Origin of the sequence: Thalassorhabdus alkalitolerans, from assembly GCF_042656525.1 — a bacterium.
GTDB lineage: Bacteria > Bacillota > Bacilli > Bacillales > Marinococcaceae > Thalassorhabdus > Thalassorhabdus alkalitolerans.
Genome location: NZ_JBHSOZ010000003.1, coordinates 726,430 through 740,152, shown reverse-complemented (window position 1 = coordinate 740,152; position 13,723 = coordinate 726,430). Strand labels below are relative to the sequence as shown.

14 protein-coding genes are annotated in these 13,723 nt (G+C 39.5%); all 14 read left to right on the top strand.

The features are described from left to right. Positions 1-153 precede the first annotated feature (153 nt). Complete coding sequence (locus tag ACFPU1_RS06335) at positions 154-447, top strand: hypothetical protein (RefSeq protein WP_054634856.1); 294 nt, start codon at positions 154-156, stop codon at positions 445-447. A 166-nt stretch (positions 448-613) separates the two neighbouring features. Next, the gene (locus ACFPU1_RS06330) at positions 614-1,075 is read left to right on the top strand and encodes a LytTR family DNA-binding domain-containing protein (protein ID WP_269757886.1); all 462 of its coding nucleotides are present in this window, start codon (positions 614-616) and stop codon (positions 1,073-1,075) included. Next, a complete protein-coding gene (locus ACFPU1_RS06325) occupies positions 1,072-1,467 on the top strand; it encodes a DUF3021 domain-containing protein (RefSeq protein ID WP_385939544.1) in 396 nt (131 codons plus the stop codon). Before ACFPU1_RS06330 ends, ACFPU1_RS06325 begins: the two co-directional genes overlap by 4 nt. 404 nt (positions 1,468-1,871) lie before the next feature. Further along, positions 1,872-2,081, top strand: a complete 210-nt coding sequence (locus tag ACFPU1_RS06320; protein WP_054634854.1) for a hypothetical protein — start codon at positions 1,872-1,874, stop codon at positions 2,079-2,081. A 198-nt stretch (positions 2,082-2,279) separates the two neighbouring features. Continuing rightward, positions 2,280-3,029, top strand: coding sequence for a YheC/YheD family protein (locus tag ACFPU1_RS06315; RefSeq protein ID WP_385939541.1), 750 nt, complete (start codon positions 2,280-2,282; stop codon positions 3,027-3,029). Positions 3,030-3,244: 215 nt separating this feature from the next. Continuing rightward, positions 3,245-3,895: a DUF4352 domain-containing protein gene (locus ACFPU1_RS06310; RefSeq protein ID WP_385939539.1), complete on the top strand. Its 651-nt coding sequence runs from the start codon at positions 3,245-3,247 to the stop codon at positions 3,893-3,895. 348 nt (positions 3,896-4,243) lie between these two features. Then, positions 4,244-4,948: a FadR/GntR family transcriptional regulator gene (locus tag ACFPU1_RS06305; RefSeq protein ID WP_385939537.1), complete on the top strand. Its 705-nt coding sequence runs from the start codon at positions 4,244-4,246 to the stop codon at positions 4,946-4,948. 93 nt (positions 4,949-5,041) lie between these two features. Continuing rightward, positions 5,042-6,373 (top strand): glucarate dehydratase, encoded by a 1,332-nt coding sequence (gene gudD, locus ACFPU1_RS06300; RefSeq protein ID WP_385939535.1) that lies wholly within the window; start codon positions 5,042-5,044, stop codon positions 6,371-6,373. Between the two features lie 153 nt (positions 6,374-6,526). Then, a complete protein-coding gene (gene kdgD, locus ACFPU1_RS06295) occupies positions 6,527-7,459 on the top strand; it encodes a 5-dehydro-4-deoxyglucarate dehydratase (protein ID WP_385939533.1) in 933 nt (310 codons plus the stop codon). 18 nt (positions 7,460-7,477) lie between these two features. Next, positions 7,478-8,932 (top strand): alpha-ketoglutaric semialdehyde dehydrogenase GucD, encoded by a 1,455-nt coding sequence (gucD, locus tag ACFPU1_RS06290; protein ID WP_100399566.1) that lies wholly within the window; start codon positions 7,478-7,480, stop codon positions 8,930-8,932. A gap of 208 nt (positions 8,933-9,140) precedes the next feature. After that, the gene (locus ACFPU1_RS06285; RefSeq protein ID WP_385939530.1) at positions 9,141-9,704 is read left to right on the top strand and encodes a tripartite tricarboxylate transporter TctB family protein; all 564 of its coding nucleotides are present in this window, start codon (positions 9,141-9,143) and stop codon (positions 9,702-9,704) included. A 12-nt stretch (positions 9,705-9,716) separates the two neighbouring features. After that, positions 9,717-11,216, top strand: coding sequence for a tripartite tricarboxylate transporter permease (locus tag ACFPU1_RS06280; RefSeq protein WP_385939528.1), 1,500 nt, complete (start codon positions 9,717-9,719; stop codon positions 11,214-11,216). Continuing rightward, the gene (locus ACFPU1_RS06275; protein ID WP_385939526.1) at positions 11,217-12,254 is read left to right on the top strand and encodes a tripartite tricarboxylate transporter substrate binding protein; all 1,038 of its coding nucleotides are present in this window, start codon (positions 11,217-11,219) and stop codon (positions 12,252-12,254) included. Between the two features lie 102 nt (positions 12,255-12,356). Then, positions 12,357-13,700 (top strand): hypothetical protein, encoded by a 1,344-nt coding sequence (locus ACFPU1_RS06270; RefSeq protein WP_385939524.1) that lies wholly within the window; start codon positions 12,357-12,359, stop codon positions 13,698-13,700. Positions 13,701-13,723 lie beyond the last annotated feature (23 nt).

The window sequence follows — 13,723 nt, the reverse complement described above, 5'->3', positions numbered from 1 at the left end:
TAGAGGGGTGCCGTGTCTCTAGTATGTTTTCATCCCCAAAAACCTGAATCATAACGTCTGCTAATACACTAAATGAAGAAACGTCTGATACACTATAAATGACAGCAGAATATACAGGGAAACAAATAGAACAAAAATGTTGGGGGAATGAACATGGATATGAGCCTGTTTTGGCTGGCTATAGGAATTGCAGCAGCAGGGTATTTTATTGGTGATGGATTGAAAAATTTTAAGAACCCGAATGCTAAAGATATCATAGATTACTTAGACGAGGACGAACATGAACTAATTAAGGAAAATGAAGTCCATCACTTTATCGGAATCACTAAAGAAGATGCAAGACATTTAATTCAAGAGCATTCAGATATCCCACATATCATAATTAATGGAACTACATACTATCCTAAGACAAAATTACGCAACTGGCTTTTAAATGCAGGAAATTAAACAAACTCAGCATATGGTTCCTCTTATTCTAGGGGGAGCCTTTTTTGTCAATCAGTTAGTATAAGGATTGCTGCATCTTAGGACGCTTTTTCTGCAGGTTGTTCACTTTTTACATTCAAAAAAGGATCAGGTTGATATAGTAAATAATGAGGGAGGGGGACGATGAATGATAAAAGTTAATATAGATATTGATAATAACCATAATGAAATGCATGTTACCATCCACGCAAAAGAGTGGTCACCGGATATAGAAGAGTTGATAAAGAAGATTAATCATCAAACGCCAAAGAGGATCGTCGGGACAGAGGAGGATAAATCTATATTATTAGAGCCCGGGGAAATAGACTTTATCTATGCAGAGAAGCGAAAAGTATTTGCTTCTATAAATAACCACACCATTGAATTGAACATGAAATTATATGAAGCGGAAGAAATGCTTTTACCTTATGACTTTACCCGTTTTTCAAAATCCGTTATCGGAAACGTAAACAACATTAAGCGATTTGAGGTTGCGTTTAATGGGAATCTGTGTGTGTTTTTCAAATCAGGAAGCAAAGAGTATGTGTCGAGAAAATATGTCCTCAATTTGAAAAATAAATTAATCATGGGAATGAGGGAAAGAAAATGATTGAAGTCATACGAAGAGGATTTGCTGGCTTGGGTTTTGCTGGAATCTTCACATTTGCAGCGCTCACGATTATGATGGTTCAAGGAATTGAGGCATCTGTGTCAACGATATGGCTGAATATGCTGGGCAGCATCTTAATGGGAGTGTACTTTGGCTGTGCTTCTTTTATTTATGAAATCGAAAGTTGGAGCCCGTTAAAACAAACAACTGTTCACTTTATGGTTTCAGTTGGACTTTGGCTTCCTTTAGCCATCTTTATTGGCTGGCTTCCATTTAGTGTGATGCCTGTACTCATTGGCCTGCTACTTTTCATTGTTGTCTATGCGATTTTCTGGCAGGGAACAAAGCTGTATTTACAAAGGCTGGCTAACGAAATGAATGATACCGTATGAACAGAGTGATGAGCTGAAAGAGATTCAATGGACCGTTGACTTTTGACCGGAGAAGTTGGCACTTGACCTATATGGTTTGGTTGGCAGAATTATCATCTGATTTGACCCAATTATGTCTTAGTTTGACCCAATTAAGCTCTAAATTGACCCAATTATGGTCCAGTTTGACCCAATTATCGTCTAGTTTGACCCAATTAATAAAAACTCCCCCTCGCGTAAGTCTCTCTCCCTATATAAAACAGTCATATTTGTCTTCACCCTAAGCATCAATGAAAATTCCAGAAGAAATAATATGAAAAAGGACTTTTAAACTTGAGGAAAATAAGGAATTCGTCTAGTAAAACACAGGTTAAATTAAATGAACCTCACATTTTACAGAATATTAAAGTAAAGGAGAGAGGGAAATGATATTAAGATTGAAATTTAAAGACGGATTAAATGTAAATATGGAAAACGACAAGAGCTTTGAAAAACTAAAGATGGAAGAGGGGTTTCTTGAGAGCTTGCAGGAAATCAAAAGAACAGATTCAGAGATTACCGTAAAAAATGAGGAGGGCGAGACAATAACCAAGACGGGAAAGGAATTGGCTGCAGTCGAAGTGGTGCTGGATTAATATGCTGCACAAAGCTGGGGAACTCCCCAGCTTTGTAACTTTCTATTTCGTTATATTTCTACTAGATGAAATACCAGCTTCTTCAAAGGGGCTGGTATTTTTTTAATTGGACGAACTTCTTCCTTGAAACACCCTGCCTTCCTTCTTTTTCTTGCATACACTAGCTTTTGAAACCTAGGGAAGGAGGGATAAATCGTTGTGCGTTTAAAAGGCAGAAATAAATATAAGATGCACGCTGCAATGAGAAAAAATAATAATCTTAAGCCGTATCTGCCACGTACCGTGAGATGGAGCAAAGCTAACTTTTATAAGATGCTTAAGCGATATAAATCGATTGTGGTGAAACCCAACAATGGAAAGAAAGGACGAAGCATTTATTTTATCAAGGTTAATTCCGGAAACTATGTTATGTACATTAACAGAAGACGAAGGGTATTCAAAAGTAAAAACAGTCTCTATCAATATATGAGGAAGAAGACGAGAAAAAGAAGATTTAATATTCAGCCAGAAATCAAACTTGCAAAAATAAAAGGCAGACCGGTTGATTTCAGGGTTATCGTTCAGAGAAAAAGCGTAAGCTCGCCGTGGAAAGTGACGGGAATGATCGCGAGAAAGGCTGGAAAAGGGTACAAAGTTACAAACAGACACAGAAATGGTAGAGTCATGCCTTTACGGAGATCTCTGAAGAGAATAAATAAAAAAGCTAAAACGCGACAAGCAATTGAGAATGACTTTAAACGAATATCTTTAAAGGCAGCGAACACGTTAGGTGCCTATTTTCCTCGTCAGCGAATATTCGCAGTAGATATTGGAATGGACAGGAAAGGCTCTTTGTATATCTTTGAGCTGAATCGTTGGCCTGGTTTAGTCGGCTTTAAGAGACTAAAGAACAAATCACAGCTCAGAAGAATAAGATACTATTTAAGAAAGAAAAGAAAGGCTTCGTAAGAGGCACCCGAATCAAAGAAGATTTGGGTGCCTCTTTTGCTTACCCTGCATACGTAGTCCAGTTAATTTAGACGTTGAAAAATAACCCATCCCGTCCCACCTATAATACAGGACACTCCCATTTATCTATAACACATGAATTGTTGGAATCAATAGAAAAATTCATCAATATATTATATGGACTCTGAAGAAAAAATAAAAACAGGGGGTACAGAATGTCTAAATTAATTAGCTGTAAAACATGCCAGCATCAGATCGCAAAGGGTGTAAAGAAATGCCCAAGTTGTGGTAAGGATCAAAGAAATTTCTTTATGAAGCATAAAATTTTATCACTCTTTGGTGTAATATTTTTCATTGGTATTATTGGGATAGCTACTGACGGAGAGGAGGGAGGAACAATACTCGTAGAAACTAAAGAAGCCGGCACGCAGGAAAATAATAATGAATCTGAGGAGGTAGTATATAACATAGCCGATCCTATTAACTTGGGTGAAACAGAGGTAACTTTAGTAAGTTTTGAAGAAAGAGAAGAAGTGGGAGCAGAATTTACTAGGAAAGCTGCTTCTGATGGAGGTACCCTGGTTGCTATTCAGTACACAATTAAAAATATCTCCGAGGAACCAATAGGTTCATTTTCTATGCCAACAGCTAAGCTAGTCGATAAAAATGGAACTGAGTACAGTTCAGATATAGACGCTTCATTTAATTATTCTGTTGAAACGGGTGTAGATGATTCCAAGGTCCTTAGCGATTTAAATCCTGATATTTCGGTTACTAGTGTAGCTGTATTTGAAGTTTCAAAGGAAAAGTTTAGTGAGGGAGAATGGTTCATTGAAATAGACGGTCAGAAAATCTTTATTAAGTAATATTCAACATATAAGGAAGCGCCCTTAATCATAGGGCGTCTTTTTTAGCGTTCAAAAATCAAGTATTAGTAGTTTTATGCAGCGTATTAGTTATTAATGAGCTCTAACTATATGTATTTAAACCTGTTTTAGTAATAACTGAAACATAGCAGATAGTGCAATACTAGAAGCCTATAGAAGTCAGTTAAAATTATTAAGTCACTTATACAATATTTATCATGATAATAATTGACATCAAATATAAATTGTCTTACAATTAAACAAACAAGATAAGATTAACTAACGATGAAAGACCAATCTTTTTATTAAAGAGAGGTGGTATTCTATTAATGAAAGGAGTTGGTTAATATGAAGGAAGTTGAAATTAAATCTATAGATAGAAAAACACTATCTAAACAAGTTATAGATGAAATTATTGGCCTTTTGACAAGCGGACAATTAAAGCCAGGAGACCGCTTACCTTCTGAAATGGATTTAATGAACAGGTTCAATGTAAGCAGGCCTGTTATGAGAGAAGCACTCACTTCTTTAGAAGCAATTGGTGTTGTAAAAAGAGAAACCCGTAACGGGACCTTTTTTTCACAAAAGATAGGAAGTAAACCTTTTACTATGATGCTTGCACTTTCTGCAGGTAATTTAAAATCGTTAATGGAAACCAGGATTTCTCTTGAATTAGGTTTAGTAACTTTAGCGGCAGAAAATATAACAGACGATTCTTTAAAAAAATTAGAGCATACAATATCACTCATGACCAATTGTCCTGAAGATTACAGGGCATATGACAGGGAATTTCACGCAATCATTGCTCACAGTGCCAGCAATCCGCTACTAGAAGCAATTGTCGAATCTTTGTTAAATCTTTTCGATAAAACGTGGGATCAAATTTCCAATGAACACCGAGATCCTTCAGGCACTCTTCAACAGCATATAGATATTTTTGAGGCTTTACAAAAAAGAGATCCCTTTGAGGCTTATAAATGTATGTATAAACATTTAGATCATGTACGTAAGAGAGCATATGCAACAGAAGAGTCAAGCTCAGAAGAAGAGTAACATTTACCCGCTTCTCTTAAATAGAGAAAGCGGGGTGAATTTTTATTAAATAATTCAGTATCTTTTAAATTTTATAAAGGTGGTGCTATTTTTATGAATGGACAAACTCCAACAGTAATAGAAATGGAAGTCATCCCAGTTGCCGGGTATGACAGCATGCTTCTAAATTTAAGCGGAGCACACGCGCCGTATTTTACTCGAAACCTGATTATTTTAACGGATAGTTCCGGCCAAACCGGTGTCGGGGAAGTACCAGGCGGTGAAAAAATCAAACAAACTCTGGAAGAATCAAGGGACCTTGTTATTGGCAAATCAATAGGTGAGTATAACAATATACTAAATAAGGTCAGAAATGAATTCATAGAAAGAGATGCAGGGGGAAGAGGAAAACAGACATTTGACTTACGAGTAACTGTCCACACGATTACAGCTTTAGAAGCTGCATTACTAGATTTGTTAGGGAAATATTTAAACGTCCCGGTGGCAGCTCTTTTGGGAGATGGACAACAAAGAAATGAAGTAGAAATGCTAGGTTATCTCTTTTATATTGGCGATAAAAATAAAACCAATTTACCGTACTTAAGCGGAGAAAATGAAAGTAACGATTGGTTAAGATTGCGTCATGAGGAAGCGCTTACTCCAGAAGCAATTGTACGTTTAGCTGAAGCAGCTTATAAACGCTATGGTTTTAAAGATTTCAAGCTTAAAGGCGGCGTTTTAAAAGGGGAAGAAGAAATAGAAGCAGTGACAGCACTGGCAGAACGATTTCCTGATGCCAGGATTACACTAGATCCTAATGGAGGCTGGAAACTTAAAGACGCTATTAGATTATGCAAAGATAAACATCATGTATTAGCTTACGCTGAGGACCCATGCGGAGCAGAAAATGGCTTTTCAGCCAGAGAAGTCATGGCCGAATTCCGGCAGGCAACAGGGTTAAAAACAGCAACAAATATGATTGCAACTGATTGGCGAGAGATGGGGCATGCTGTAAAACTGCAATCGGTTGACATTCCACTAGCAGATCCGCACTTTTGGACCATGCGTGGTTCGGTAAGAGTAGCACAAATGTGCCATGAATGGGGATTGACATGGGGCTCGCACTCTAATAATCATTTTGATATCTCGCTAGCTATGTTTACGCATGTGGCAGCGGCAGCTCCGGGAGAGATTACAGCCATTGATACTCACTGGATATGGCAGGATGGGCAACATTTGACTAGTAACCCCCTACAAATTGTTGATGGAAAAGTCGAAGTACCTACTGCACCAGGATTAGGAGTAGAGATCAATCGTGAGGAAATTGAAAAAGCAAATCGGTTGTATAATGAGAAGGGATTAGGAGTAAGAGATGATTCTAAAGCTATGCAATATCTCATTCCAGGATGGGAGTTCAATAGCAAACAGCCTTGTTTAGTACGTTAGCACCAACTTGTTTGAAAGGTTATAATCTTCTAAAAATTCGATTGACTTATGTTTTAAATTGTCTTACAATAAAAATTAATAACAAATAAACAATCATACTAATGATGTTTTGTTTATAATAATAGTGTTACTTCAAATAAAGAGGTGGATGAAATGGCAGAAAAAAATAGTAAGTTTCCAAAAGGGATTTTAGGATTTCCAGTAGCGCCGTTCAATGATAATGGGGAGGTCGATTACTCTGCGTTAGAACGGAATATTGAATTTTTGATCGAGGAAAAGTTAGCGGCTATCTTTGTCGCGTGTGGAGCTGGAGAGTTTCAATCGTTAACGGATGAAGAATACCATAACATGGTTAAGACAGCAGTAGAGATTACTGGTGGAAAGGTTCCAGTCTACACAGGAGTAGGTGGAAATATACAGACTGCTCTCCATCAAGCAAAAGTTTCAGAAGAATTGGGAGCCGACGGATACTTAATCCTTCCTCCATACTTAATTCATGGCGAGCAGGAAGGCATTTATCAATATTATGAAACTATTATCAAGAGTACAAGCCTCAATGCGATCATGTACCAAAGAGATAACGCAGTAGCAAATTTGGATACGGTTACAAAGCTAGCGGAACTTCCACAGCTCGTGGGCCTGAAGGATGGACTTGGCAATATGGAATTAAATGTTCAGTTGACTCAGCACTTAGGGGAGCGTCTTGAATGGATGAATGGTATGCCGCTCGCAGAAGTGACGATGCCGGCTTACTATCCTTTAGGGTTTGATACCTATTCATCTGCAATTTCGAACTACATCCCGCACATCTCGCGCTTGTACTTTGATTCCTTAGTAAAGGGAGATACAGAACAGGTTAACGCCTTGTACAAAGAAGTCATTCTCCCAATTAATGAGATTCGAAAGCAAAAGAAAGGATATGCCGTATCCTTGATCAAAGCAGGGATGGAGATTGTTGGCCTGCCAGTAGGACAAAGTGTCAGACCACCAGTGATTCCTGTAGAAAAAGAACATTACCAGCAATTAGAGAAAATTATTAACAAAGCACTAGAGAAGTACCCGGCAAGCGAGTATCAAAGCAATTAATAACTAGGAGGCTAATTCATGAGCACAGCAACCCAAAATCAAACTTATTTGAACTTTATTAATGGTGAATGGCAAGCATCATCCTCTGAAAAAAGTCAAGGAAGCATTAACCCTACCAACCCTGACGAAGTAGTAGGAAATTACCAGCTCTCCACTAAAGAAGACTTAAATCAAGCCATTGAAGCCGCTGATCATGCCAAAACAGCCTGGAGAAAACTAGCAGCCCCTGAAAGAGGAAACTACCTGTTTAAAATTGCAGATATTCTAGAGACAAGAGTTGATGAAATCGCAGAAACAATGACACGGGAAATGGGAAAGACGTTTCCTGAAGCAAAAGGGGAAACCATGCGGGGAGTAGCTATCCTCAGGTATTATGCCGGAGAAGGAATGAGAAAAACAGGAGATGTCATTCCTTCCACTGACAAAGATGCGTTAATGTTTACAAAGCGATCCCCATTGGGCGTAGTGGGCGTCATTACACCATGGAACTTTCCAGTAGCGATCCCTATTTGGAAAATGGCACCTGCCTTGGTTTATGGAAATACTGTTGTATTTAAACCTGCACAAGAGGCAGCGATTACGGCCGCAAAAGTTATGGAATGCATGGCTGAAGCTAATTTGCCTCAAGGGGTAGTGAACTTCATTACCGGCTCAGGTTCAACGATTGGCCAAGGATTAGTTGACCACCCAAAAGTGGATGGAATTACTTTTACAGGCTCCGAAAATGTAGGACGGAGAATTGGTCAAGGAGCATTGGCAAGAGGAGCAAAGTATCAGCTGGAAATGGGCGGGAAAAACCCAGTTATTGTCGCAGCAGATGCGGACCTTGACTTGGCTGTCGATGCTACGATCAGTGGAGGATTGAAATCAACCGGACAAAAATGTACGGCAACCAGCAGGGTTATTGTCCAGAGCAGTATTTACGATGAGTTTAAAGAAAAGCTCCTGGAAAAAGTAAAACAAATTAAGGTAGGCGACGGGCTAAAAGAAGACAGCTGGATGGGGCCTTGTGCCAGCGAAAGTCAATTCAACACCGTATCTAGTTATATAGATAAAGGAAAAGAAGAAGGTGCCGTCTTGTTATACGGCGGAGAGCCTGTGAAAGAAGAAAAAGGGTACTTTATTACGCCAGCAGTCTTTGAAAATGTTACGTCAGAGATGGCGATTGCCCAAGAGGAAATCTTTGGGCCGGTCCTCGCCCTGATGAAAGTAGAAACCATTGAAGAAGCCATTGAAGTGGCAAACGATGTAGAATTTGGACTTAGTGCTTCCATTTTCACTACCAATATTCAAAACTTTTTATCCTTTATTGATGACATGGAAGCAGGATTGGTAAGGGTTAATGCTGAGAGTGCCGGCGTTGAACTCCAAGCTCCTTTTGGTGGGATGAAGCGTTCAAGCTCTCATTCAAGAGAACAAGGTGAAGCTGCCATTGAATTCTTTACTTCAATAAAAACGGTGTTTGTAAAGTAAATGAGTGTGGCTCTGTTCCGAAAGCAAGGTGAGGTTCTTTAAGAACCTCACCCTATCAAATAAATTACTCCCTTTTATATAGCTTTCGGAACAGTTTTTCACAAACAAATGGTAAGCGTTTACAATTGAAGTTATATTTAAATAGTGAAAATTTGCAGGTTTACATGTATGCTTTTTGTAACCGAGATGACACAGAGGGGAGAGAGGCATGAGTAATTTAAGTAATTTAATAAAGACAAAAGATTTTATCGCTGCAGTTGTATTGTTGGCTTTCTCCATTGTTATGTATTCTGCGACATTCAACTTAGGTCGTCTCACTGTTTCACAAATTGGAGCTGAATTTGCACCCAGGCTTGTTGCCATAGGAATTTTTATTTTAAGTATCATTCTCTTAATCCAAACGATAAAAGATTGGAGAATAGCATTAAAAGAAGATGAACAGGCAGTAAGTGAGGAAGGCAAGCTGGCTGAAGAAGAGGCACAAGAAGACATTGCAGAGGACATAACGGAGAGCCCGGTCTCTAATGCTGAAAGGTATAAAAATTTAGGCATGACTGTTGGGCTGATTGCTTTGTACTTCTGGCTTATGCCCATTATTGGGTTCTTGATTACTACAGCTGTCTATTTATTTGTCCAATTTGGGCTCCTGGCTCAAAGAAAATACTGGAACATTCCATTGTTCATTATATTATCTATTGTTGTTTCTACAAGTATCTATTATACATTTCGTTTAGGGTTTGAAGTAATGCTGCCGCGAGGCATCCTGGGATAGGAGGTGACAGAAATGCTGGGTGATTTGGCTGCAGGCTTTTCTGCGATGTTTGTTCCATACAACATGATACTGATTATTATAGGGGTAGCACTTGGCTTAGTGTTTGGGTCCATCCCGGGACTGACCGCGACAATGGCTGTTGCAATATGTTTACCAATAACGTTTACAATGGATCCGGGATCTGGTATGGCTCTGCTCATGGGTCTTTATATTGGCGGGGTTTCAGGTGGTTTAATTCCAGCTATATTATTAAAACTGCCGGGTACGCCCTCTTCTATTTCAAGTACATTTGATGGGTACCCCATGGCCCAAAACGGACAAGCGGGGAAGGCCTTTGGGCTTGCTATTACGTTCTCATTTTTAGGCGGAATATTAAGTATTGCAGTATTGATACTCATATCTCCTCCTTTAGCAGATTTTGCTTTACGATTTGGTCCGATTGAATACTTTGCCATTACGATGTTTGCTTTAACTCTTATTTCGAGTTTGTCGGAAGGGTCAATTGTTAAAGGGATGCTGGCCGGGTTATTGGGTATCAGTTTAGCCATGGTAGGTTCAGCGCCAATTGATGCGTTTCCTAGATTTACATTTGGGATGGATGACTTGAATGCAGGATTCAATCTGCTTCCAGCGTTAATCGGCTTGTTTGCAGTCGGGGAAATTCTTAGAATCTCTGAGAAAAAGATTAACCCTATGGGGCAGAAAAAACTGACTCATAAAATTAAAGGGTTTGGTTTTTCAGTAGCCGAGTTTTTCAAACAAGGGTGGAACTTCTTACGTTCTGCAGTGATAGGGGTAGCGGTAGGTATTCTTCCTGGTATCGGCGGAGGAACAGCTAATATCATTGCCTATGCGACGGCAAAGAATCAATCAAAAACACCGGAGAAGTTTGGGAAAGGATTCTCTGATGGTGTAGTAGCGTCTGAATCTTCTAATAACGCTGCAGTTGGAGGAGCTTTAGTTCCTTTAATGGCGCTTGGAATCCCAGGAGATACGGTAACCGCAATGCTGCTGGGTGGCCTTATTATACACGGCCTGCAGCCTGGTCCGATCTTCTTTGCTCAAAACACTGACATTGTTTATGGAATCTTTGCAGCTCTGATTATCGCCAATATCGCTATGATGCTGTTCCTTTTCCTAGGAATGAAGTTTTTTGTCAGAATTCTGAGTATTCATAAACATATTCTGTTGCCAATTATAGTGGTTCTATGTGCGGTAGGGGCTTTCGCTGAAAATAACCGTTTATTTGATGTAGGCGCATTATTGTTTTTCGGAATCTTAGGTTATTTATTCATTAAATTTAAGTTTCCGATTGCACCCGTCATCTTAGGGTTTATTCTCGGACCAATAGCGGAGACGAACCTTCGCAGAGGTCTTCAGCATACCGATGAAAATTTCCTGCCTTTCTTTACGGAACCTATTGCGATGGTGTTTTGGGTAATCGCCATTGGATCTGTAGGGTTTAAGGCATGGAAAAACTATAAAAATAAAAGAATAGCAGGAGGGGTTTAAATGAAACTAGTCTCTTTTAAAACATTGTTACTAGTCCTGGTGTTTTCACTTGTTACATTTTTGGCAGCTTGTGGTAACGGCGCTGACGAGACTGGCGGCGAAGAGCAAGAAAACGGCGGCGAGGATACAAACTCTGAGGATGCAGCTAATGCCAGTGGGTATCCTGAAAGTTCCATTGAAGTCGTGGTTCCTGCTGGAGCAGGTGGCGACACGGACCGCAACACAAGAACATTAGCGAGACACCTTGAAGATGAGCTTGGAGTAAATCTCGTTGTTCAGAACGTTGAAGGTTCTGGGGGAAGTGTGGGTACAAGAGAAGTGATGCAGGCTAATGCAGATGGGTATAAGGTACTTGCATTTCATGACAGTATGCTGATTAACAGTATTTTAGGGCTTACCGAATATTCTCATCAGGAATTTGAACTTGCTGGGATCAGTGTGCAGGATCAAGGGAATGCATTCGTGGTTAGTGCCGATTCACAATTTGAAGACTTGGATGATTTAGTAGAGTATGCAAGAGAAAACCCAGGTGAGGTTTCCGTTGCTACAGAAACAGGCGCATTTACTCATTTGCAATTACTAGCTCTAGAAGAGCAAGAAGACATTGAATTTAGAATAATAGATGCAGGCGGTGCCTCAGATAAAATTACGGCTCTTCTTGGCGGACAGGTTGACGTGGTACCTACTCAGTTAGGTCTAGTAGATGAATATTTAGAAGCTGATGAAATGAGAAGTGTAGGTGTTTTGGCTGAAGAACGACTAGAACAATTCCCTGAGGAAGAAACGTTCGCAGAGCAAGGTTACGATATTGTCTTTAATAAAAACTTCATGTGGGCCTTCCCGCCTGAAACCCCAGAAGATGTAGTGAACACGTTCGCAGATGCCATGGAAACAGTGATAGAAGAGAATGAAGATTATAGAAGTGAAGCCGAAGGACATGGGGTTACTCCAAACTTTATGGGTCCTGAAGAAGCGGAACAGCATTTAAACGATGAAAAAGATTATTATGAAAGCCTCTACGAAGCTACAGAGGAATAAGGAAAGAAACTATAACTGATGGAAAGACAGGGTGCGGGTGAGCACCTTGTCTTTTCTTCTTGGCCGGTTTCCTTATACTTTCATGTAAAAGAGGGACGATTTATGATACCAATGGTAAAAAGAAGTTCTATTATCATCATGTGCCTTTTATATTTTATCGCATCCTTTTCCCAATCAACTTTCATTTATTCTGTTTTATCTATTGTCATACTTCTTACGTTTTTCTTATCAATCGTTCATGCAAACAAAAAAACAATGATAATGGGCAGTGTTCTTTTTGTTGCTGGAACGGTAATCAACTTAACTGTGAATCAAGGGACGGTTATGGCTACTATTGAAGGAATGCAGCAAAACCTTCCTTTGGTGGTGCTTATGACTCTTGCCCCTTTATTAGCTATTCCAATTACGAACAGCAGCCTCATGGGTTCAATTCAGCAGATTCTAAAACAAATGATGGATTCGCCAAACAAGTTGTTTGCCGGCCTGGCATCTTTTTTAGCTGCGATCACACCTGTCTTAAGTGTAGGGTCAGTCAAGCTGTTACATGACATCGTAAGAGAAAATAAGTTTTCCTCTGCATTTTTGGCAAGAGCCTATTTTGTTGGCTTTTCTACAGCAATGGTGTGGTCTCCTTATTTTGGTTCTGTTGCTTTGACACTGTACTATCTTAATATACCCTTTGGTGACTATATTCTTATTGGTTTGGTGTTAGCGTTTTTACAACTGGGTGTAGGCATGCTTCTTTTCCTTTCAAGTAAGGACAAGGAGACACAGAAACTTTCCTCTCCCTCGGCAAAAATGTCAGTTTTTCCTTTGGTTAGTAAAGTGATCATTCTTCTAGGTTCACTAATAGGCATGCTCGTGGTACTGGAATCAATAACGGGTCTTCCCATGCTGCTGCTTGTTAGCTTAACCTCGATAATCATCCCTATCTTATGGTCTCTTGGGACGAATAGTTGGAGAGTCTTCTTTTACGAAGGTAAAGCCTTTTTTAATAAGCTTGATTACGGAGTTAACACAGAAATAGTTCTTTTTCTAAGCGCTGGCCTTTTTGGAAGTGCTCTGGCTGCTTCACCGTTTTCTGTTTATATCAGTAATGCCTTTCAGGCTCTTTCTTCCATATCATTCTTATTGGTTGGAGTAATTGTCGTGTTATTTGTGAGTCTTATGGCTTTTGTAGGCATTCATCAAATTATTACCGTCCCTCTTTTAGCTATGCAGGTAAGCCCTGAAGCTTTAGGAGCCGATCCGATTTCATTAGCTGTTGTATTCCTCCTTGCCTGGTTCCTTTCTTCTATCTTAAGCCCTTTTAATGCTATCACCATCTTTATCTCCCAGGCTGTACACAAAGATACCATTACAGTCGGCTTTAAATGGAACGGGTCTTATGTGGCTGTTATGTTTGTTGTAGGGATGGTTTTTGTAGCCTTGCTTCATTATGGGTGATCCTTTTTTACCAATCGACTGCA